The sequence below is a fragment of the Caballeronia sp. NK8 genome, assembly GCF_018408855.1.
In the GTDB taxonomy this organism is placed as follows: Bacteria; Pseudomonadota; Gammaproteobacteria; order Burkholderiales; family Burkholderiaceae; genus Caballeronia.
In genome coordinates this window covers 505,927-526,016 of record NZ_AP024325.1, presented here as the reverse complement: position 1 = coordinate 526,016, position 20,090 = coordinate 505,927, and the positions used below count along the sequence as shown (strand labels likewise).

At 63.8% G+C, this 20,090-nt stretch carries 18 protein-coding genes; 11 read left to right on the top strand and 7 right to left on the bottom strand.

The window, feature by feature from the left end; all coding sequences use genetic code 11:
- Window positions 1–2 precede the first annotated feature (2 nt).
- Window positions 3–764: a YoaK family protein gene (locus NK8_RS27815; RefSeq protein ID WP_162070911.1), complete on the bottom strand. Its 762-nt coding sequence runs from the start codon at window positions 762–764 to the stop codon at window positions 3–5.
- A gap of 143 nt (window positions 765–907) precedes the next feature.
- Between NK8_RS27815 and NK8_RS27810 the strand changes: the two genes are divergently transcribed.
- Genes NK8_RS27810 through NK8_RS27785 form a run of 6 tightly spaced genes read left to right on the top strand, consistent with a single transcriptional unit; the run spans window position 908 to window position 6,600 of the window.
- Window positions 908–1,417 (top strand): MarR family winged helix-turn-helix transcriptional regulator, encoded by a 510-nt coding sequence (locus NK8_RS27810; RefSeq protein ID WP_213232956.1) that lies wholly within the window; start codon window positions 908–910, stop codon window positions 1,415–1,417.
- A gap of 4 nt (window positions 1,418–1,421) precedes the next feature.
- On the top strand, window positions 1,422–3,497 hold the full coding sequence (locus NK8_RS27805) for an FUSC family protein (RefSeq protein ID WP_213232955.1): 2,076 nt from the start codon (window positions 1,422–1,424) through the stop codon (window positions 3,495–3,497).
- Entirely contained in the window at window positions 3,494–3,703 is a 210-nt protein-coding gene (locus NK8_RS27800; protein ID WP_162069905.1) for a DUF1656 domain-containing protein, read from the top strand. Before NK8_RS27805 ends, NK8_RS27800 begins: the two co-directional genes overlap by 4 nt.
- Window positions 3,700–4,653 (top strand): HlyD family secretion protein, encoded by a 954-nt coding sequence (locus tag NK8_RS27795; protein WP_213232954.1) that lies wholly within the window; start codon window positions 3,700–3,702, stop codon window positions 4,651–4,653. The genes NK8_RS27800 and NK8_RS27795 overlap by 4 nt, the downstream gene beginning before the upstream one ends.
- Entirely contained in the window at window positions 4,650–6,095 is a 1,446-nt protein-coding gene (locus tag NK8_RS27790; RefSeq protein WP_213232953.1) for an efflux transporter outer membrane subunit, read from the top strand. The genes NK8_RS27795 and NK8_RS27790 overlap by 4 nt, the downstream gene beginning before the upstream one ends.
- A 7-nt stretch (window positions 6,096–6,102) precedes the next feature.
- Window positions 6,103–6,600: an SRPBCC family protein gene (locus tag NK8_RS27785; protein ID WP_213232952.1), complete on the top strand. Its 498-nt coding sequence runs from the start codon at window positions 6,103–6,105 to the stop codon at window positions 6,598–6,600.
- Window positions 6,601–6,610: 10 nt separating this feature from the next.
- On the opposite strand, the gene glcC is transcribed toward NK8_RS27785, so the two are convergent.
- Window positions 6,611–7,375: a transcriptional regulator GlcC gene (gene glcC / locus NK8_RS27780; RefSeq protein ID WP_213233227.1), complete on the bottom strand. Its 765-nt coding sequence runs from the start codon at window positions 7,373–7,375 to the stop codon at window positions 6,611–6,613.
- A gap of 208 nt (window positions 7,376–7,583) precedes the next feature.
- Here glcC and glcD point away from each other — a divergent pair, with 208 nt between their 5' ends.
- Genes glcD through glcF form a run of 3 tightly spaced genes read left to right on the top strand, consistent with a single transcriptional unit; the run spans window position 7,584 to window position 11,390 of the window.
- On the top strand, window positions 7,584–9,083 hold the full coding sequence (gene glcD / locus NK8_RS27775) for a glycolate oxidase subunit GlcD (protein ID WP_213232951.1): 1,500 nt from the start codon (window positions 7,584–7,586) through the stop codon (window positions 9,081–9,083).
- Window positions 9,083–10,150, top strand: a complete 1,068-nt coding sequence (gene glcE, locus NK8_RS27770) for a glycolate oxidase subunit GlcE (RefSeq protein ID WP_213232950.1) — start codon at window positions 9,083–9,085, stop codon at window positions 10,148–10,150. The genes glcD and glcE overlap by 1 nt, the downstream gene beginning before the upstream one ends.
- A gap of 22 nt (window positions 10,151–10,172) precedes the next feature.
- Complete coding sequence (gene glcF / locus NK8_RS27765) at window positions 10,173–11,390, top strand: glycolate oxidase subunit GlcF (protein WP_213232949.1); 1,218 nt, start codon at window positions 10,173–10,175, stop codon at window positions 11,388–11,390.
- Window positions 11,391–11,395: 5 nt separating this feature from the next.
- Here the strand turns inward: glcF and NK8_RS27760 are convergent, their stop codons facing one another.
- The 4 genes from NK8_RS27760 to NK8_RS27745 all read right to left on the bottom strand — a co-directional run bounded on the left by NK8_RS27760 (window position 11,396) and on the right by NK8_RS27745 (window position 15,837).
- On the bottom strand, window positions 11,396–13,531 hold the full coding sequence (locus tag NK8_RS27760; RefSeq protein WP_213232948.1) for an FUSC family protein: 2,136 nt from the start codon (window positions 13,529–13,531) through the stop codon (window positions 11,396–11,398).
- 15 nt (window positions 13,532–13,546) lie between these two features.
- Window positions 13,547–14,440 carry an HlyD family secretion protein gene (locus NK8_RS27755; RefSeq protein ID WP_213232947.1) on the bottom strand — a complete coding sequence of 298 codons (894 nt, stop codon included), beginning with the start codon at window positions 14,438–14,440 and terminating at the stop codon, window positions 13,547–13,549.
- An 83-nt stretch (window positions 14,441–14,523) separates the two neighbouring features.
- Entirely contained in the window at window positions 14,524–15,003 is a 480-nt protein-coding gene (locus NK8_RS27750) for a DUF1348 family protein (protein WP_213232946.1), read from the bottom strand.
- Window positions 15,004–15,015: 12 nt separating this feature from the next.
- Entirely contained in the window at window positions 15,016–15,837 is an 822-nt protein-coding gene (locus tag NK8_RS27745) for an alpha/beta fold hydrolase (RefSeq protein ID WP_213232944.1), read from the bottom strand.
- 240 nt (window positions 15,838–16,077) lie between these two features.
- Here NK8_RS27745 and NK8_RS27740 point away from each other — a divergent pair, with 240 nt between their 5' ends.
- Entirely contained in the window at window positions 16,078–16,584 is a 507-nt protein-coding gene (locus NK8_RS27740; RefSeq protein WP_162069916.1) for a DUF1003 domain-containing protein, read from the top strand.
- A 6-nt stretch (window positions 16,585–16,590) separates the two neighbouring features.
- On the opposite strand, the gene NK8_RS27735 is transcribed toward NK8_RS27740, so the two are convergent.
- Window positions 16,591–18,690 carry a bifunctional diguanylate cyclase/phosphodiesterase gene (locus tag NK8_RS27735; RefSeq protein ID WP_213232942.1) on the bottom strand — a complete coding sequence of 700 codons (2,100 nt, stop codon included), beginning with the start codon at window positions 18,688–18,690 and terminating at the stop codon, window positions 16,591–16,593.
- A 279-nt stretch (window positions 18,691–18,969) separates the two neighbouring features.
- Here NK8_RS27735 and moaA point away from each other — a divergent pair, with 279 nt between their 5' ends.
- Window positions 18,970–20,007 (top strand): GTP 3',8-cyclase MoaA, encoded by a 1,038-nt coding sequence (moaA, locus tag NK8_RS27730; RefSeq protein WP_225936490.1) that lies wholly within the window; start codon window positions 18,970–18,972, stop codon window positions 20,005–20,007.
- The last annotated feature ends 83 nt before the right edge of the window (window positions 20,008–20,090 follow it).

Genomic DNA, 20,090 nt, shown 5'->3' with positions numbered 1-20,090 from the left:
GATCAGCGGCGCGCGCGACGCCGGCCCGCAGCAAGATCGTCCGCAAGCGGCACTGACGAGAACAGCAAGAGCAGCGCGGCAAGCGGCACGGTCGTCGCGAAGCCCAGATGCGCGAAGCCGATCGCGCCCGCGAAGCCGCCGAGCATGAACATTGCGAAAAGCGCGCTCAGCAGCGCGAGACGCGCGTGATTGGCGCGCACGTAGCCCGCGTCATCGCGCGCGACGCCACGGTTCCAGTACAGGCTCTTGCCGATTTCGATGCCGATATCCGTGACGAGACCCGTCACGTGTGTCGTGCGGATCTCGGCCTTCGAGATCTTCGTGATCATCGCGTTTTGCAGGCCCATCACGAAGCACAGCAGCGCGACGGTCAACGGCACGTCCCACACGCGATGCGTTTCCAGATTCGCGCCGAGCACGCCGAACACGAGCAGAAGCGCGGCTTCGAGCAGCAGCGGCGTGGCGAATACACTGTGCGCGCGCCGCTGTCGTCCCCAGTTGATGAGCACCGCCGACGTGGCCGCGCCGCCGAGAAATGCGCCCACTGCGCCGATCGCGGAAAAGACGAACGCGGCCTGCCCGAGCACGAGGTTATCGGCGATCGAAGAAACGAGCCCCGACATGTGCGACGTGTATTGTCCGACAGCCAGAAAGCCGCCCGCATTCGCAGCGCCGGCAACGAAGGCCAGCGCGCAACCCAGGCGCCGGTTCGCGGAGTCGGTGCGGCTGGGCGAGGTCAGGCCCCGCAGATAGGCGATCGGCATGGTGGCGCGCTCGGGATGGTCGAGCCGAAAAGATAGCACGACAATTTGCGTGCCCGGCGGCCGTATCGCCGTACACGTTCTGAAAGAAAAAACATAAGTCGATAGGATGCTAACGAATCGACTTCTCGCTATAATCCCGCCGCATGACCCAACTCGACATTCTGCGCCGCTCCGTGAGCAGCACGCTCGTGCTGGCCGCGCGACGCTGGCGCCGCACGAGTCACGGCGTGCTCGCTTCGTACGGTGTGTCGGAAGCGTGCGCCGTGCCGCTGCTCACGGCCAACCGGCTCGGCGAGGCGGTGCGCCAGGTGACGCTCGCGGAGCATGTCGGCATCGAAGGGCCGTCGCTCGTGCGCCTGCTCGATCAACTCTGCGCGGCGGGGCTGGTGCGCCGCGACGAAGATCCGGAAGACAAGCGCGCGAATACCATCACGCTCACCGATGAAGGCCGCGCCGTCACCGCGCGCATGGAAGCGCGCCTCGTCACACTGCGTGCGCGGCTCCTGAAAGGCGTGAGCCGCGAGGATCTCGAAACGACGCTGCGCGTGCTCAACGCGTTCGGCGCGTCGCCCGACGCGAAGTTGCTCGCCGCGCTCGAAGCGGTCGACGAACCCGCGAAGCCGGCCCGCTCCGCCGCAAAGCGCGGAGCCTAGCGCCATGTCCTTTCCATCCGCGCGCGAGTGGCTCTTTTCCGCGAAGACCTTCGCCGCCGCGATGATCGCGCTGTATATCGGCCTCGCGCTCGAATTGCCGCGTCCCTATTGGGCGATGGCGACGGTCTATATCGTCTCGAATCCGTTCGTCGGCGCGACGCGCTCGAAGGCGCTCTATCGCGCGCTCGGCACGATGATCGGCGCGGCGGGGGCGGTGCTGATCGTGCCGCCGTTCGTCGAGTCGCCGTTTCTCTTCAGCGTGATCGTCGCGTTGTGGACGGGCACGCTGCTCTATCTCTCGATGTTCGACCGCAGCGCGCGCAGCTATGTCTTTCTGCTCGCGGGCTACACGCTGCCGCTGATCGCCCTGCCCGCCGTCACCAATCCGACGACCGTCTTCGATCTCGCCATCACGCGCACCGAAGAGATTGTGCTCGGCATCGTGGTGGCGAGCGTCGTCGGCAGCGCGGTGTTTCCGAGCCGTCTCGCGCCGACGCTCATCGAACGAACGGACGCATGGTTTCGCGACGCCGCGTTCTACGCATGCGAGACGCTCTCCGGCCATGTCGCGGGCGCATCGATCTCGGCGGCGCGCCAGCGGCTCGCGGCGACCGTCAACGGGCTCGAACTGCTGCTGAGCCAGTTGACCTACGATCACACGCGCCCCGACATCATCCGCCGGGCGCGCGCGTTGCAAGGCCGCATGCAGATCTTTCTGCCGCTGATTTCGTCGATGGCCGATCCGCTCATCGAACTCATCGCCAAGCACGGCACGCATCCGGAAGGGCTCGAAACGCTGCTCAAGGACGTGGCCGCGTGGGTCGGCTCGCCCGTGCCGCGCGCTGTGCAGGACATCGAGAACGACCGCGCGCCGGATGCGCTGCGCGACCGCATCCATGCGATGCGTCCATCCGTCGAAGCGCTCGCGAGCGCGGACGGCGCGCTGCTGTCGAATGCGCTGTGGCGTCTCGGCCAGGTCATCGACGTATGGCAGGACATTCGCGCGTTGCGCGCCGCGATTCTCAACGAAACCAGCGAATGGCGGCCGCATTTCCGCCACTGGCGTCTCGGCGGCACGGCGCGCTTTTTCGATCGCGGCATGATGCTCTTTTCGACGGGCGTCGCGGTGAGCGCGATCATCGTCGCGTGCGGGCTATGGATCGAATCGGGCTGGAACGATGGCGCCGGCGCCGTGACGCTCGCCGCCGTCGCGTGCTGCTTCTTCGCCGCGCTCGACGAACCCGCGCCGCAAGTGTTCACGTTCTTTCTCGCGACCTGCATGAGTGTCGTGTTCGCCGGGCTTTATGTATTCGCCGTCCTGCCGCACGTACACGACTTTCCGATGCTCGTGCTGATTTTCTCGGTGCCGTTCCTGATCATCGGCACGCTGATTCCAAGGCCGCGCTTCACGCTCGTGACGATGCTCACGGCGGTGAACACCGCGACCTTCATCAGCATTCAAAGCGCCTATGAAGCGAACTTCTTCGTGTTCATCAACAGCAATCTCGCGGGCGTCGCGGGCCTGCTGTTCGCGTTCATCTGGACGCGCATGACGCGTCCGTTCGGCGCCGAACTCGCCGCCGCGCGGCTCACGCGTTCGGCCTGGGCGGATATCGTGTTGAGCGCGTCGTCTGCGGAAGTGATCGAGGATCAACGCAATCTCTATGCGCGCATGCTCGACAGACTGATGCAACTTCTGCCGCGTCACGCCGCGACGGACTCGCATCGCCATCCGTCGATCGAGAGCTTCCGCGATTTCCGCGTCGCGCTCAATGCGCTCGATCTGCGCCGCACGCGCCGCAAGCTGCCGGTCGAATTGCAGAGCTCCGTCGACATCGTGCTCGATGCACTGCGCCATTACTTCGAACTGTGCATCGCGCGGCGCGCGCGTCAGCCGGTGCCGGCTGAACTCATCCACAACATCGATACCGCGAGCGCGCAGGTCACGTCACGCGCGATCACGAACGCACAGGATGTCGTCGCGGAGAAATGGTTGCGCGATACCTTGCACGCGCTGGTCGGCATGCGCCTGTCGCTGCATCCGCCCGCGACACCTTCTACACCGGAGCGCCACACATGATCGGCGAAATCGACATTCTCGGCGTGTTCGTGCCCGCCGTGCTCGTGCTGATGTTCATCGCCTATCTCGTGAATCTGGCGATCCGCACCGTGCTCGCGCGCGTCGGCTTCTATCGCCTCGTGTGGCACCGTTCCATTTTCGATCTCGGCATCTATGTTCTGGTGCTGGGTGTTGTCGTCATCGTTTCGCAGCGGCTCATCTCGTGAAAAAAACCTGGTTCTCTATTGGGCAGATTCTGCTTACGCTCATCGTCGTCGCGATTGCGTGCGTCGTGTTGTGGAAGCTCGTCGATTACTACATGTTCGCGCCGTGGACCCGCGATGGTCACGTGCGCGCCGACGTGATCCAGGTCGCGCCCGACGTGTCCGGCCTCATCACCGAGGTGAAAGTCGTCGACAATCAGCAGGTCAAGAAAGGCGATGTGCTCTTCGTGATCGATCAGGCGCGCTATGCGCTGGCATTGCGCAACGCGCAGGCGAGCGCGCAGCAACGCCGCGCAACGCTCGATCAGGCGCGCCGCGAAGATGCGCGCAACCGTGCGCTCGGCAATCTCGTCGCGCGTGAAGTCGTCGAGGAAACGCATTCGCGCGTCGAACAGGCAACCGCCGCGCTCGCCGATGCCGACGTCGCGATCGATACCGCGCGTCTGAATCTGCAACGCACGGAGATTGTCAGTCCCGTCGACGGCTATCTGAACGATCGCGCGCCGCGTGTCGGCGAATTCGTGTCGGCGGGGCGCGCGGTGCTCTCGGTCGTCGACATGCATTCGTTCCGCGTCGACGGCTATTTCGAGGAAACGAAGCTGGGCGGCATCGATATCGGTCAGCCGGTCGATATCAAGGTGATGGGCGAGCCGGGCATTCTGCGCGGACACGTGCAGAGCATCGTCGCGGCAATCGAGGATCGCGATCGCCAGCAAAGCCCGAGTCTGCTGCCGAACGTGAATCCCGCGTTCAGCTGGGTGCGTCTCGCGCAGCGCATTCCGGTGCGCGTGACGCTCGATGAGATTCCGGCGGACTTTCGCATGATCGCGGGCCGCACGGCGACGGTGTCGGTGCGCGGCATCGGGCCGAAGATCGGCAAGCGCGCGGCGTCGGAGACGTCTCCGGCATCCGCGCCTGCACCGACTTCGAGCGTGTCGGGCGCATCGCAATGAAAGCTATCGCCATTGCCGTTTCGTCGGCCATCGCGCTCATCGGCTGCACGACCGTCGGACCGGACTACACGCTGCCCGAGAACGCCGCGCGCAACTCGCCCTATGCGAACGCAGCCATCGACGGCGCCGATCAGGCGCCCGTGACGCAGGGCGCGGTGCCCGCGAAATGGTGGCGTCTCTACGACGATCCCGTCGTCGACCAGCTCGTCACTCAGGCGCTCGCGTCGAATACCGATCTGCGCGTCGCCGCCGCGAATCTCGCACGCTCGCGCGCCGAAGTCGAATTCGCGAATCAGCAAGGCGGTTTCTCCGGCAAGACATCGGCAGCGTTTCAGCGCGCGCAGGAATCGGCGGAGCAATATCTGTTGACGGAGAAGCTTCCAGTCGTCAATGAAGGCGTGCTCGATCTTTCGATATCCTATGAAATCGATCTGTTCGGCAAGCTCAAGCGCGGTGTCGAAGCGGCGAACGCCGACGATGAAGCCGTCGAAGCCGCGCAGGATCTCGCGCGCGTCACGGTGGTCGCGGATGTCGTGCGCGCGTATGTCGAATCGTGCTCGGCGGCGGAAGAACTGGAGATCGCGCGCAAGTCGCTCGACTTGCAGAAGCAGCGCGTGCTACTCACGCGACGTCTGCGCGATGCGGGCCGCGGCAATCAGTCGGAAGTCACGCGCGGACAGACGCAAGCCGACACGCTCGCCGCCGACATTCCGCGCTTCGTCGCGCGCCGCCGCGTCGCGCAATATCGGCTCGCGATGCTGCTCGCGCGCGCGCCGTCCGACTTGCCGAAAGCCGCCCTCGCCTGCAAGAAGCTGCCGAAACTACGCGCACCGATTCCCGTCGGCGATGGCGCCGCGCTGCTCAAGCGCCGCCCCGACGTGCGTCAGGCGGAGCGTCAGCTTGCGTCATCGACCGCGCGCATCGGCGTTGCGACGGCGGCGCTGTATCCGTCGGTGAGCCTCGGCGCGTCGGTGGGATCGGTCGGTATCGCGGAGGATCTGTTCGGCGCGAACACGAACCGCTGGGCGTTCGGGCCGCTCATCAGCTGGAGCTTTCCGATCAACGGTCAGCGCGCCCGCGTGCATCAGGCCGAAGCGGCGACGAGCGGCGCGCTCGCGCGTTTCGACGGCGTCGTGCTGAAGGCGCTGGAGGAAACGCAGAGCAGCCTCGCGACCTATGCATCCGATACCACGCGCGCCGACGCGTTGCGCACCGCCTATAAGTCCGCGATTCAGTCGGCGGATGAAACCAATCGGTTGTATCGCGCGGGCCGCGAATCCTTTCTCAATGATCTCGATGCGACGCGTACGTTGACGGGCGTCGCGGCGCAGGTGGCGGCGGCGGAAAGTCAGGTCGCGATCGATCAGGTGAACCTTTTCCGCGCGCTCGGCGGCGGCTGGGAAACCGACGAAGCCATCGCGCAGAATTCGAAGGGAAAATGAGGCCATCGTGCGCGCGAGCGAATATCGATTCGTTACGGTCTGGAGAATCGCAGCGCCGCTTCAATGCGTGTGGGATACCATCCACGATCCGGCGACGTGGCCGCAATGGTGGACGTGTGTCGAACGCGTGATTGAAGTGGAAAGCGGCGCGGACGATGGCGTCGGCGCGTTGCATCGATATACGTGGAAAGGTCGTCTGCCGTATCGCGTGCGCTTCGACATGCGCGTCACGCGCGTCGAGCCGCTCGTATCGCTCGAAGGCGAAGCGAGCGGAGATGTCGAAGGCTTCGGATGCTGGCGATTTTCATCGCAGGGCGATATCGCTATCGTGCGATACGAATGGCGCGTGCGCACCGGCCCTGAATGGATGAATCTGCTCGCACCCATCGCGCGCCCGCTTTTCAAATGGAACCACGACTACGTCATGCAGCAGGGTGGCGAAGCGCTCGCGAGGCGGCTCGGCGCGCGGCTTGTCGGCATCGATCATCGCGAGCCGGGTAGCTGAGTCATCAGTCTCAACCCCACCCTTCCAGCCGCAACGTGGAACGCACGAGCCGTTCTTCCTCTTTTTCGATTTCCGCGAGACTCTCGCGCACGCTCTTGACATGCAGGCTCGCCGCGCGACGCGCCTGCTCCGGCAGCTTGCCGGTCACGGCATTGTATAAACGCGCGTGCTGACGATCGATCAGACGCTTCTGCGGCTCTCGGTGATAGAGATTGTTCACCGATGCGAACACGGCGCTCAGCATCAGATCGTTGAGCATGCCGAGCGTATGCACCAGCACCGCATTGTGCGAAGCCTCGCAGATCGCCAGATGAAACGCGTGATCGAGCCGCGCATGCGTCGATGCGTCGGTGTCGTGGATATCGGCGGCGGCGAGTTCTTCATAGCGACGCCGGATCATGATGTGATCGGCCTGCGTACCGCGCAGCGCCGCAAGACGCGCCGCCTCCGCTTCCAGCATCTCGCGCACTTCCAGCAGATCGTAGAGCGTGCGCGGTTGCGATCCGAGCAGATGCATCATCGGCGTCTGCGCGGGTTCGGCCGTCAGTCTCGCGACGATCGAACCCTTGCCTTGCGCGGTTTCGATCAGTCCCCTCGCCCGCAAGACTTTTAGCCCTTCGCGCAGCGCGGTGCGCGAGACGCCGAGCTTTTCAGTCAGCCGCCGCTCGGACGGAAGCGTCTGTCCGACCTTCAGCACGCCGTCGACGATCAGCGCCTCGATACGCTCGACGACCACGTCCGCGAGTTTTCGTCTGCTCTCTTCCGCTTCCATCATTGCGCCCATCACTGGTATTACCAGCTTGAAATGCTAGCACGACGATGGTCAACGTGCCTCGGCGATATGCAATAGCGGCTGCGCTTCAGTCGATTAAAGCCCGGTCCGTCAATCCAAGAAACTGGTAATACCAGTGGAAAAACAATCGACATGGCGGCGCAGACCCGGAAGAATCGCAAAAAAACACACGTGGCCACGGAGACACCGCATGACCTACGCCTACGACGAACGGCTCGACGGGCCGCTCGCCGATCACGACAAAGCCGCGATCGTGCGCGACCTGCACGCCCTGCTTCCCGATCTCGAACTGCTGCATGCGAAGGAAGACCTGCGCCCCTTCGAATGCGACGGCCTTTCCGCCTATCGCATCACGCCGATGCTCGTGGCGCTGCCTGCAACCATCGACGAAGTGCAGACGCTGCTCAAATACGCGAATGCGCATGGCGTGCCGGTGGTCGCGCGCGGCGCGGGCACGGGTCTTTCAGGCGGCGCGTTGCCGCTCGAAAAGGGCATCCTTCTGGTGATGTCGCGCTTCAACCGCATACTCGATGTCGACGCGCAAGCCTGCACCGCGCGCGTGCAGCCGGGCGTGCGCAATCTCGCGATCTCGCAGGCGGCCGCGCCGCACGGCCTCTATTACGCGCCCGATCCGTCGTCGCAGATTGCGTGCTCGATCGGCGGCAATGTCGCGGAAAACGCGGGCGGCGTGCACTGCCTCAAGTACGGGCTTACGGTCCACAACATCCTTCGCGTGGAGATCGTCACGATCGACGGTGAACGTCTCACGCTCGGCTCCGAAGCGCTCGACGCGCCCGGCTTCGATCTGCTTGCGCTCATCACCGGATCGGAAGGCATGCTGGGCGTAGTGGTCGAAGTCACCGTCAAGCTCCTGACGAAGCCGCAAAGCGCGAAGGTACTGCTCGCGAGCTTCGACGACATCGAGAAAGCCGGCGATGCCGTTGCGCAGATCATCGCGGCAGGCGTGATTCCCGGCGGCCTCGAAATGATGGACAACCTCGCGATCCGCGCCGCCGAGGACTTCATTCACGCGGGCTATCCCGTCGATGCACAAGCGCTGCTGCTCTGCGAAGTCGATGGCGCGGAATCGGATGTCGAGGAAGATTGCGCGCGCGTCGATGCATTGTTGCGCACGGCGGGCGCGACCGAGATTCGCCTCGCCGCCAACGAAGCCGAACGTCAGCGCTTCTGGGCGGGCCGCAAGAACGCCTTCCCCGCCGTGGGCCGCGTGTCGCCCGATTATTACTGCATGGACGGCACGATTCCGCGCCGCGAACTGTCGCGCGTGCTGCGCGGCATCGCGGATCTGTCGGTGCAATACGGACTGCGCGTCGCCAACGTGTTTCATGCGGGCGACGGCAACATGCATCCCCTCATTCTCTTCGATGCCAATGCGCCCGGCGAGATGGACCGCGCCGAAGCCATCGGCGCGCGCATTCTCGAGTTGTGCGTGGAAGTGGGCGGCAGCATCACGGGCGAGCATGGCGTCGGCCGGGAAAAGATCAACCAGATGTGCGCGCAGTTCAACAGTGACGAGCTCACGTTCTTTCATGCCGTGAAGGCCGCATTCGATCCTTCCGGGCTGCTGAACCCCGGCAAGAACGTGCCGACGCTGCATCGCTGCGCTGAATTCGGCTCGATGCATGTGCATCATGGCGCGCTGCCTCACCCCGAACTGGAGCGCTTCTGATGCGACGCGACCTCATTTCCATCGACGACAGCGCGCGACTCGTCGACCAAGTGCAAAACGCGATCGCGCGCAAGGCGCCGCTGCGCATACGCGGCGGCGACAGCAAGGCGTCGCTCGGCAGGCCCGTGCAAGCCGACGAGATCGACACGCGCTCGCATCGCGGCATCGTGAGCTACGAGCCGAGCGAGCTCGTCATCACCGCGCGCGCGGGCACGCCGCTCGCGGAACTGAACGCGATGCTCGACGAAGCCGGACAGATGCTGCCATGCGAGCCGCCGACGTTCGGTGACAGTGCTACGCTCGGCGGCGTCGTTGCGGCGGGACTGTCGGGACCGCGCCGTCCGTGGGCCGGATCGGTCCGCGATTTTCTGCTCGGATGCCGCATCGTCACGGGCGAAGGCAAGCATCTGCGCTTCGGCGGGCAAGTGATGAAGAACGTCGCCGGGTACGATGTATCGCGCTTGATGAGCGGCAGTTTCGGCTGTCTCGGGCTCATCACCGAAGTCTCGCTGAAGGTACTGCCCAGGCCACGCGAAACGAAGCACCTTTCGCTCGCGCTCGAAGCGAGCGAAGCGATGCGCGAGCTCGCGACATGGCGCAAGGCGGCATTGCCGGTGACGGGCGCATGCCATGTCGATGGCCGCCTGCATGTGCGTCTCGAAGGCGGCACGGGCTCGGTGCGCGCGGCGGTGGACCGCATCGGCGGACAACATCAGGATGCGCAGTTCTGGTCCGATCTGCGCGAACAGCGTCTGCCCTTCTTCAGCGACGAGCGTCCGTTGTGGCGTCTGTCCCTGCCGAACGATACGGCGCTCATCGACATGCCCGGCACAGTCGTGCTCGACTGGGGCGGCGCGCAGCGCTGGCTCAAGAGCGATGCCAGCGCCGACGTCATTCGCGGCATGGCAAGCGCGGCGGGCGGCCACGCCACTTGCTTCACGCCGACTGCCGCAGCCGATCCGTTTCATCCGCTCGCCGCGCCGCTCATGCGCTTTCACCGGCAACTGAAGCAACGCCTCGACCCGCGCGGCATATTCAATCCCGGCCGCATGTACGCGGACTACTGACGCTTTCCTCGACAGGCACCCCATGCAAACGAATCTCAGCGACGAAGCCAAAACGCTCGCGCGCGCGAAGGAAGCCGAAGACATCCTGCGTTCGTGCGTGCATTGCGGCTTCTGCAATGCAACGTGCCCGACCTATCAGTTGCTGGGCAACGAACTCGACGGCCCGCGCGGGCGCATCTATCTCATCAAGCAGATGCTCGAAGGCGAGCCCGTCACCGACAAGACGCAGTTGCATCTGGACCGCTGTCTGACCTGCCGCAATTGCGAAACGACGTGTCCTTCGGGCGTCACGTATCACGCGCTGCTCGATATCGGCCGCGCGGAACTGGATCGCCGCGTGCGGCGTCCCGCACGCGAGCGCATGTTGCGCCACGGTCTGCGTCATGTGATACCGCGCCCTGCCGTGTTCGACACGCTCCTGAAGGCGGGCGGTCTCGCGCGTCCGTTAATGCCTCATGCGCTGCGCCAGAAGATTCCGGCGAAGACCGTCGCGGCCAAGTCCCGGCCGACGGCGAGACACGCACGCCGCGTGCTGATGCTCGAAGGATGCGTGCAGCCTTCGCTGTCGCCCAACACCAATGCCGCAGCCGCGCGCGTGCTCGATCGTCTCGGCATCAGCGTCATCGATGCGCCGCGCGCAGGCTGTTGCGGCGCGACCGACTATCATCTCGACGCGCAGGAAGCAGGCTTGATGCGTGCGCGCCGCAATATCGATGCATGGTGGCCCGCGATCGAAGCGGGCGCGCAAGCGCTCGTGCAGACCGCGAGCGGCTGCGGCGCGTTCGTGAAGGAATACGGGCACATGCTGCGCGACGATCCGCACTATGCGGCAAAGGCCGCGCGCGTGAGCGCGCTGACGCGCGATCTCGTGGAAGTGCTCGGAGCCGAACCGCTCGATGCGCTCCATGCAGGCGAGCGCCGCCGTATCGCGTTTCATTGTCCCTGCACGTTGCAGCATGCGCAGAAGCTCGGCGGCGCGGTGGAATCGATTCTCACGCGTCTGGGCTACGACCTCACCACCGTGCCCGATGCTCACCTGTGCTGCGGATCGGCCGGAACGTATTCGATCACGCAACCCGCGTTATCGACGCAACTGCGCGACCGCAAGATGGACGCGCTCGAAAGCGGCGCACCCGAGATGATCGTCACCGCGAACATCGGTTGTCAGACGCATCTCGCGGGAGCGGGACGAACGGGCGTGCGTCACTGGATCGAACTGGTCGAAGACGCGCTGCGATAACGCGTTCATGTCGAAAACGGCGTGTCGCGATCGAGCAGCACGCTGCGCATGAAATGCAGGCGTGCAAGCATCCGGCGCACGTGCGGGATGTCGTGAGTCGAACCGCCCATCGTTTCGATGATGTGCGTCGCGTGCTCCGCCTGCGTGTCGATCGCGCGAATGGCTTCGTCGCGATTGAGTTTCGATGGCATCTCGAAGAGCATCGTCAGACGTTGCATCGTCGCCTCCGTGGATGCATGCCAGTCCGCGTACACGATGCGAATCGCCAGCGCATCGCGGCTTTCTGCTCGAAGCTCGATCGACGCATGCCCGAGCTCAAGCACGGCCAGAATCCACGCGAGCGCTTCACGATACTGCGCATTCGGCTGCGGCAAGAGCGCGCGAATCTGCGCGGTGATATCGTGCGTGCCCGACTGGAAGATCTGCTTCAGGTCTTCCAGCGGCGCAGTACATGCGACTTCGATCTGGCGTCGCAAGTCGCGGATCAACGCTGCGATACGCCACGGCTTCTCGGCGGGAAACACGAACGCGCACGCTACCGCGCAGGCCAGCATCGCCAGCGTGAGCGCGATGCCGTCGTTCAGCAGCGGCTCCGGCGCGTAGCGGATCACGCGGTCCGGTCCGCCGAGCACGCAAAAGAAGATGCAGAAGCTCAGGCCGAAGCCCGTGAACTTGGGCCGCGTGGCGAGAAACGCACCGAGCCCGAGCAAGGGCGTCAGCACGAAGCACAACAGCGGAAAGCCTTCGATCGCCGGATACACGTAGCAGAGCACGAGATAACCCGCCAGCGTCGCCACGGCCGCGCCCGAAGCCATCTGCAGCGAGAACTTGATCGGCGTCGCTGAATTCGATCCCAGCGCGCAGACCGCGGCCGCACCGATGATCGCATAGCCGCCGCTCGGCCAGTCGCTCGACAGCCACAACGCGCCGATCGTCCCGAGCACGGCGCACGTCATCAGAAAGGTCACTACGATCACGTTCCTGTTGGTGACGAAGACACGCTTCAAGTCTGCCTCTTCGAATACATGCTTCTGGAAGACGAGCGAAACAAAAGTCTCGGCATAGTTCGAACACGCCGATACATAGCCGGACAACAATTGAACCGCTGTATCGTAATCGAGCAGTTGTTGCGCGCTCGCCGTGTGTTCGAGCGCCTTGCGAGCGGTTTCGACGCGTTCGGCAAGCTGCACGCGAAACCTCGCAACGAGCGCGGCCCGGCGAACGAAAAAGGCATCGTCGACGAGACCGGCATCGCGCCTTACGATCAACACCTTCGCCAAATCCGCGCAATAAGACGCGACGAGATCGGTCGCGTGGCATCGACGAGACGTCTCGACCATCGATACGAAGCGATGCAGCGCATGCAGCCGCGTGCACAGTTCCATGAACGCGTTGTTGAGTCGCGCGAGACGCCGCGAGCGTGAACGCACCTCGGGGTCTTCGAACGATGCGAACGCGCGCGTAGCTTCGAAGCCGACCACGCTGTCGATGAACTCGCCGTACTTCAGCCGGAATCCGTTCCGGTCGATTTCACCGCGCAACGCCTGCGCCGCGAAATTGGAGAACGACACGAATCGCTCGCGGCGAATATGCTTCAGCCGCGTCGACGACCATTGCGGCAGCACGATCGCACTGATCACGCCGCAGCAGACGATACCGAGCAGCACCGCCGCCGAGCGATTCAACGCGGCGATGAAAAGCCCGGTCGGGTCCGTCAAACTCGGAATGCCGATGAGCGCCGCTGTGTAGCCCGCCAGCACGAATGCGTACCAGCGAAAGTTTCGATAGCGCAGCGCCGCCGCCGTGCAGAGCGAAACCCAGAGCGTCATCGCGCCGATATAGAGCGGTGGCTGTTGCGGAAACAGTGCCCCGAGCAAGACCGCGACGATCGTCCCGATGATCGTGCCGAGCATCCGGTAGACGCTTTTCGACAGCACCATGCCGCTTTGCGGCTGCATCAGCACGAACACGGTCGCCATCGCGGTGCGTGGCGTCGGGATTTCGAGCTTCATCGCAATGCCCATCGCGAGGAAGGCTGCGGTCAGCGTCTTCGCGAGATGCAACCACACGAGGCCGTCCGTCGCGGCCCAATGCGCGAGGTGCATACGCAGATCATCGCTTCGTGAATAGCTCGCGTCCATGTGTCGTGCCTCGCCTTACAGCGCGCGTGGCATCAGATGCCCCGGCGCACCGCCTCCATCGACGACAACGGTGCATGTCGTCCCCGCAGTAAGCTCGACACCTTGCGGCACGCTGTCGATACCGATACGCACCGGCACGCGCTGCGCCAGACGCACCCAGTTGAACACGGGATCGACGTTGGCGGTGAGGTCCATGCTCTGCGGATTGTCGCGATCGTAGATACCGCGCGCGATGCTTTCCACGTGACCTCTCAGCAACGTACCGCTCATCAGACGGATATCCACTTCGCGGCCGACTTTCACTTCCGGCAGTTTCGTTTCCTCGAAATAGCCATAGACCCAGAAGGAATTGCGATCCACGACCGCGAGCTTCGGCGTTGCGATGGTCGCGTAATCGCCCTGCCATGTGTTCAGGTTCGTCACGTAACCGTCGACCGGAGATACAACGCGCGTACGCGCGAGATTCAACCTTGCCGCATCGAGCGCGGCAAGCGCCTGATCGTAAGCGGCCTTCGCAGCATCGGCCTGAAAGCCCGAATTCTGCTTCACTTCCTCGGAGACGACTTCGTTCTCGAGCGCGGCGCGGCGCTTTGCGTCGTCGCGGCGCAGCGCCAGTTCCGCCCTGCTCGCGGCGACTTTCGCCTCGGCCTCGTCCACCGCGATCCGGTAATGCGACGGATCGATCTGCATCAGGAGATCGCCCTTTCTGACGAACTCGTTGTCATGCACCGGCACGCCGACGATCATGCCCGACACATCCGGCGCAATGGTGACGACGTCCGCGTGGATGCGGCCGTCGCGCGTCCACGGCGCGTACATGTAGTGATCCCACAAGGTCTTGCCGATGAACGCGGCCATCAGGAAGAGCGTCATCGTCGCGAAGACGCTCCAGATTCGCTTGACCTTCATCACGCCCTCTCATCGATGACACATGCGAAGCCACGCCGCACAGCGATGCGCGCGGCGTGGCTCATCACAGAAGACTCACACGCTCAAAGCCCGAGTTCGCTCAGGCCCGGATGATCGTCCGGCCTCCGGCCGAGCGGCCAGTGAAACTTGCGCTCGCTCTCCATGATCGGCACGTCGTTGATGCTCGCGTGTCGATGATTCATCAGGCCGTCGAAACCGAATTCCCAGTTCTCGTTGCCGTAGGAGCGAAACCAGTTGCCGGCATCGTCGCGCCATTCATAGGCGAAACGAACGGCGATGCGATTCCCGCCGAAGGCCCACAATTCCTTGATCAGCCGATAGTCGAATTCCTTGCGCCATTTCCTGTCGAGAAACGCGCGCACATCCTCGCGGCCGTGAACGAACTCCGCTCGATTGCGCCATTGCGTGTCGCGCGAATAGACGTGCGACACGCGATCGGGATCGCGCGAATTCCAGCCGTCTTCCGCCTGCCTCACTTTCTCGATCGCCGTCTCGCGCGAAAACGGAGGAAGCGGCGGACGAGACTCCGAAGTGTTGACCATGACGTCGCTCCCTTACTTGCGGATGAATGCGAGCAGGTTCTCGTTGACCGCATCCGCGTGCGTCGTGCACATGCCGTGCGGCGCGCCGGGGATGATGGTGAGCGAGCCATCGGGAACGATCTTCGCGGAGAGCTTGCCGGAATCGTCGATCGGCACGATCTGGTCAGCATCGCCTTGCAGCACGAGCGTCGGCACGGTCATCTTCTTCAGGTCTTCGGTGAAGTCCGTTTCCGAGAATGCCTTGATGCAGTCGTACGCGCTCTTGATCGAACATTGCATGCCCGCGAGCCAGAACCAGTCGATCGTGCCTTGCGAAACTTTCGCGCCCTCGCGATTGAAGCCGAAGAACGGCGTCGCCAGTTCCTTGAAGAACTGCGAGCGGCTTTCGATCACGCCCCGGCGAATGTCGTCGAACACGGAAAGCGGCAGGCCGCCGGGATTCGCTTCGGTCTTGAGCATCAGCGGCGGCACCGCCGAGATCAGCACGGCCTTCTTCACGCGCGTCGTGCCGTGACGGCCGATATAACGCGCCACTTCTCCGCCGCCCGTCGAATGGCCGATGAACACCGCATCCTTCACATCGAGATGGTCGACGAGTTCGGCAAGATCGTCCGCATAGCGGCTCATGTCGTTGCCGTCCCACGGCTGGGCCGAGCGGCCATGGCCGCGCCTGTCGTGCGCGATCACGCGATAGCCGCGCTGCGCGAGATACATCATTTGCGAGTCCCACGCGTCCGCGTTGAGCGGCCAGCCATGAGAGAAGACGACGGGCTGGCCCGAGCCCCAGTCCTTGTAGAACAGTTCGGTTCCGTCTTGCAGTGTGAATGTGGCCATTGCTGATACTCCTTCAAGATGCTGGATTGACGCGGCGGGTCCGTCGCGTATGAAAGGAGTATTCATGCCGGAGGGATACCGGTCTTTTCGATGCAACCGGTGTTTTCGCGTACGCACGGCGGCGCATTGTCGGGCTATTGCGTCGTGCTGACGCGCATTGTCGCGTGGCTTTTTAAAACGCTTCGTGCGCGTCGGAAGCTAGAGTGCGATGCAGACAACTCCACTCTATTCATCGCCAACATGAAGGTCGATCAGGACGACAACAGCGCTTCAGACCGCGATCATTTGCGCTTTCAATTACCGTATCTGCATCTGACGAGCGCGTTCGGCAACGACTGGTTCGCGTTGAAGGCGGAAGCGTTTGCGCGCTTCTTCGGCACGCCGACGTTCCTGCTCGCACAGACCTTGATCGTCGTCGTGTGGATCGCGCTGAACGTGATGCGCGTCATTCATTTCGATCCTTATCCGTTCGTGTTGCTGAATCTCGCGTTCAGTCTTCAGTCAGCCTATGCCGCGCCGATGATCCTGCTCGCCCAGACCCGCCAGGCCGATCGCGACAAGGCATTCTCGGATGCGGATGCGCGGCATCGCGAAGCGCTCGCGCTCGCGGCGCAGCGGCGCGACAAGGCGCTCGCGCGTCAGGCGGCGCAGATCGAAACGCTGTTACGACAGAACACCGAACTGACCGCGCTCACGCGCGAACTGGCGGAGCAGATCGCCGCATTGGTGAAGGACCAGGTTCATTGATGGCGCTCATACGGCGGGCGCCGCACAAGCGCGCTCGGCCACGACGCCACGCTTCGCCGCGCCGCTCAGAAACCCCGGAAGCTCGGCCGCGGGCATCGGCCGGCTCAACAGGAAGCCCTGCATCTGATCGCAATCGAGCTCGCCGAGCGTGCGGAACTGCGACTCCGTTTCGACGCCTTCCGCGACCACTTCGATCTGCAACGCGCGCGCGAGCGTCACGACGGCCGATAGCAACGCGCTGCCGCGATTGCCCGCGGTATCGAGATCGCGCACAAACGAGCCGTCGATCTTGATCTGGTCGAAACGAAAGCGCTGAAGATAACCGAGGCTCGAATAACCGGTGCCGAAATCGTCGACCGCCACGGCATAGCCACGCGACTGCAACGCTTCGATGGTGCGGCTCGTCTTTTCGATGTTCTGCATCGCCGTGGTTTCGGTGATCTCGAACATGAGGCGCGACGGCACCACGCCGGCCGCGACGATCAGCGCATCGATGCGCGCGACGAGATCCGGCACGTTGAACTGGATCGGCGAGAGATTCACCGAGACCGGCACCGCAGGCAGCCCTTGCGCATCCCATAGCGCGATGTTGCGGCAGACCTCGCGCAACACCCAGTCGCCGATCTCGACGATGAGACCCGAGCGCTCCGCGATCGGAATGAATTCGAGCGGCGCGATCTCGCCGAGCTCCGGATGACGCCAGCGAATCAGCGCCTCGACGCCCGTCACCGATTGCGACGCGACGCTGAACTTCGGCTGGAACGACAGGCTCAGTTCGTCGTCGCTCAGTGCGCGATGCAGGTCGCGCTGCAGGATCAGTGACTTGAGCGCGGTGTGATTCATCTGCGGCTCGAATACGCGGAACGTGTTTCGCCCGCTCTGCTTGGCGGCGTACATCGCGGCGTCGGCGCTATGCAGCAGTGCGTCGGCATCGGCGCCATCGTGCGGATGGAAGGCAATGCCGATGCTCGCGCTCACGCGCAGCGGCAAGCCGTTGACGACGATCTCCTGCGACAGCCGCCGCAACACGCCATTGGCGACCGCCACGGCGGACGAAGTCTCCTGCGCGTTCTCCACCACGATCACGAACTCATCCCCGCCGAGCCGCGCGACCATGTCCGTATGGCGCAAATCCTGGCGCAGCCGCTCCGCGCACACTTGCAGCAAGTCGTCGCCGACGCCGTGGCCGAGCGAATCGTTGATCGACTTGAAGCCGTCCAGGTCGATGAACAGCAGCGCGAACGCCGATTCAGTGCGCGCACTGTCGGCCACCGCCTGTGCGATGCGCCGCGAGAGTTGCTGACGGTTGGGCAGGTTCGTCAGCGCATCGTGCGTGCCGAGATAATGCAGTTGACGGTTCGCGCGCTTCAGCGAGATCGACAGACTGCTCGTATGGAAGCCGAGCAAGGCGAGCGTGCCCACCAGCACGATGAACGACATGGCGGTGACGGCGAGCGCGAGCCAGTTCGCATCGAGTTTCGCATCGGCGAGACACAGGCTGCCCGCCGCGAAATTGGCGGCGCTCATGCCGAGATAGTGCATGCCCGTGATCGCGATCGCCATGATGAAGGCCGCGCCGAGCCGCTTGACGACGAGATTCTCCACATCCGATGCGCGCAGCGTGAACGCAAGCCAGAGCGCCGCCATCGACGCGAGAATCGCGACCGCCACCGATAGCGCGAGCTTCCAGAACGTGTAGTCGATGCCCGGCGACATCTGCATCGCCTGCATGCCGGTGAAATGCATCGCGGCGACGCCGAGGCCCATGATCGTTCCCGCGACGAGGAGACGCCGCCACGACAGCGCGCCCCGGCTCGCCGTGGCGAGCGCGATGAACGACACGCCGATCGCGAGGACGAGCGAGGCGGCGGTGACGGAGACGTCGTAGCCGACCTCGATCGGCAGTGAGAACGCGAGCATGCCGATGAAGTGCATCGACCAGATGCCGACGCCCATCGACACCGCGCCGCCGGCAAGCCACACAGGACGGCGTTTCGCGCTCGCGAGCGCATTGAGACCGCCGGACAGCTCCACCGCCGTGTAGGACGCGAGGAACGCGACCACCAGCGACAGACAGACCAGCAGCGGGTTATAGACACCAGTCATCGGCTCTCTCTCGTTTCGTATCAGTCTTTTGGTGACTGCTTGTTTTTGTGCCCCGACTCGGCTTGGGCCCGCGCCGCGATCCTGCGCGGCGCTTGGCTCCTCATGCGCTATCGGCCGGCTGCGGAAAAACTTTATGGTGTGCGTGCATCGCGTCCCGCCGCATACCTTCGTATAACCCTGTCAAACAAACCTCTTGGGCCATCGACTCATCGTGCAATGGTCCGCGTCGCGCCCCTCGCTTATCTTGGACTTGCCTCGATCAAGCCCAGGGAGCGTCCATTGAACACGATAGCCTTGCCGCCGCGACCGCTCGACACGCGTGGCCGCGCGTTGAAGGATCTCCGGCTATCGGTGATCGACCAATGCAATTTCCGTTGCTCGTATTGCATGCCGAAGGACGTGTTTACGAACGACTATCCGTTTCTTTCGTCCGATGCGTGGTTGTCCTTCGATCAGCTCTTCGCGCTCTCTCGTGCGTTTGTGCAGCTCGGCGTCGAAAAGATTCGCCTGACGGGCGGCGAGCCGTTGTTGCGCAAGGGAATCGAGACGTTGATCCAGCGGCTCGCAACGCTCGAAACCGATATCGCCCTGACGACCAACGGCTCGTTGCTCGCGGCGAAAGCTCAGCGCTTGCGGCAAGCGGGTCTCAGACGCATCACCGTGAGCCTCGACGCGATCGATGACGATCTCTTCGCGCGCATGAACGGCGTCGGCTATCCGGTTGCGCGCGTGCTGGAAGGCATCGATGCCGCCATCGATGCGGGTCTGCTCCCGCTGAAGATCAATGTCGTGATGGAGAAAGGCGTCAACGAGTCGCAGATTCTGCCGCTCGCGCGGCATTTTCATCGACGGCCGGTAGATCTGCGCTTCATCGAATACATGGATGTGGGCGGCGCGCACGCGTGGAGCCACGACAAGGTCGTGCCTTCCGCGCAGATTCTCGCGCTCCTGAAACGGCATTTCGCGCTCGAACCCGAGACGCGCGACGAACCGGAATCGACCTCGGTGAACCATCGCTTCGCGAATGGTCTCGCGCGCGTGGGCTTCGTGTCGAGCATGTCGAAGCCGTTTTGCTCGTCGTGTTCGCGCGCACGCGTTTCCGTCGACGGACAGCTTTATTCGTGTCTGTTCGCCACGCAATCGTTCGATCTGAAACCGTGGCTTCACGCCTCGCTCTCGCCGGATGAACTCGCGAACGCGATCCGCGCGCGCTGGATCCAACGCGACGACCGCTATTCGGAGTTGCGCAACGCGATGCACGCGCACGCTTCACGCAAGCGTTATCCGACCGTGCGGATGTCGCTCGTCGGCGGCTGACGAATACACACCGTTCGTGCACATCGCAAACGAGGCGCGCATTTACGCAAAGCGGCCGAAGGCCTAACGACCATCATGACGAT

Coding starts and splice junctions, on each gene's coding strand:
- NK8_RS27815 (WP_162070911.1), bottom strand. CDS start 764: ATGCCGATCGCCTATCTGCGGGGCCTGACCTCGCCCAGCCGCACCGAC.
- NK8_RS27810 (WP_213232956.1), top strand. CDS start 908: ATGACCCAACTCGACATTCTGCGCCGCTCCGTGAGCAGCACGCTCGTG.
- NK8_RS27805 (WP_213232955.1), top strand. CDS start 1,422: ATGTCCTTTCCATCCGCGCGCGAGTGGCTCTTTTCCGCGAAGACCTTC.
- NK8_RS27800 (WP_162069905.1), top strand. CDS start 3,494: ATGATCGGCGAAATCGACATTCTCGGCGTGTTCGTGCCCGCCGTGCTC.
- NK8_RS27790 (WP_213232953.1), top strand. CDS start 4,650: ATGAAAGCTATCGCCATTGCCGTTTCGTCGGCCATCGCGCTCATCGGC.
- glcC (WP_213233227.1), bottom strand. CDS start 7,375: ATGATGGAAGCGGAAGAGAGCAGACGAAAACTCGCGGACGTGGTCGTC.
- glcD (WP_213232951.1), top strand. CDS start 7,584: ATGACCTACGCCTACGACGAACGGCTCGACGGGCCGCTCGCCGATCAC.
- glcE (WP_213232950.1), top strand. CDS start 9,083: ATGCGACGCGACCTCATTTCCATCGACGACAGCGCGCGACTCGTCGAC.
- glcF (WP_213232949.1), top strand. CDS start 10,173: ATGCAAACGAATCTCAGCGACGAAGCCAAAACGCTCGCGCGCGCGAAG.
- NK8_RS27760 (WP_213232948.1), bottom strand. CDS start 13,531: ATGGACGCGAGCTATTCACGAAGCGATGATCTGCGTATGCACCTCGCG.
- NK8_RS27755 (WP_213232947.1), bottom strand. CDS start 14,440: ATGAAGGTCAAGCGAATCTGGAGCGTCTTCGCGACGATGACGCTCTTC.
- NK8_RS27750 (WP_213232946.1), bottom strand. CDS start 15,003: ATGGTCAACACTTCGGAGTCTCGTCCGCCGCTTCCTCCGTTTTCGCGC.
- NK8_RS27745 (WP_213232944.1), bottom strand. CDS start 15,837: ATGGCCACATTCACACTGCAAGACGGAACCGAACTGTTCTACAAGGAC.
- NK8_RS27740 (WP_162069916.1), top strand. CDS start 16,078: ATGAAGGTCGATCAGGACGACAACAGCGCTTCAGACCGCGATCATTTG.
- NK8_RS27735 (WP_213232942.1), bottom strand. CDS start 18,690: ATGACTGGTGTCTATAACCCGCTGCTGGTCTGTCTGTCGCTGGTGGTC.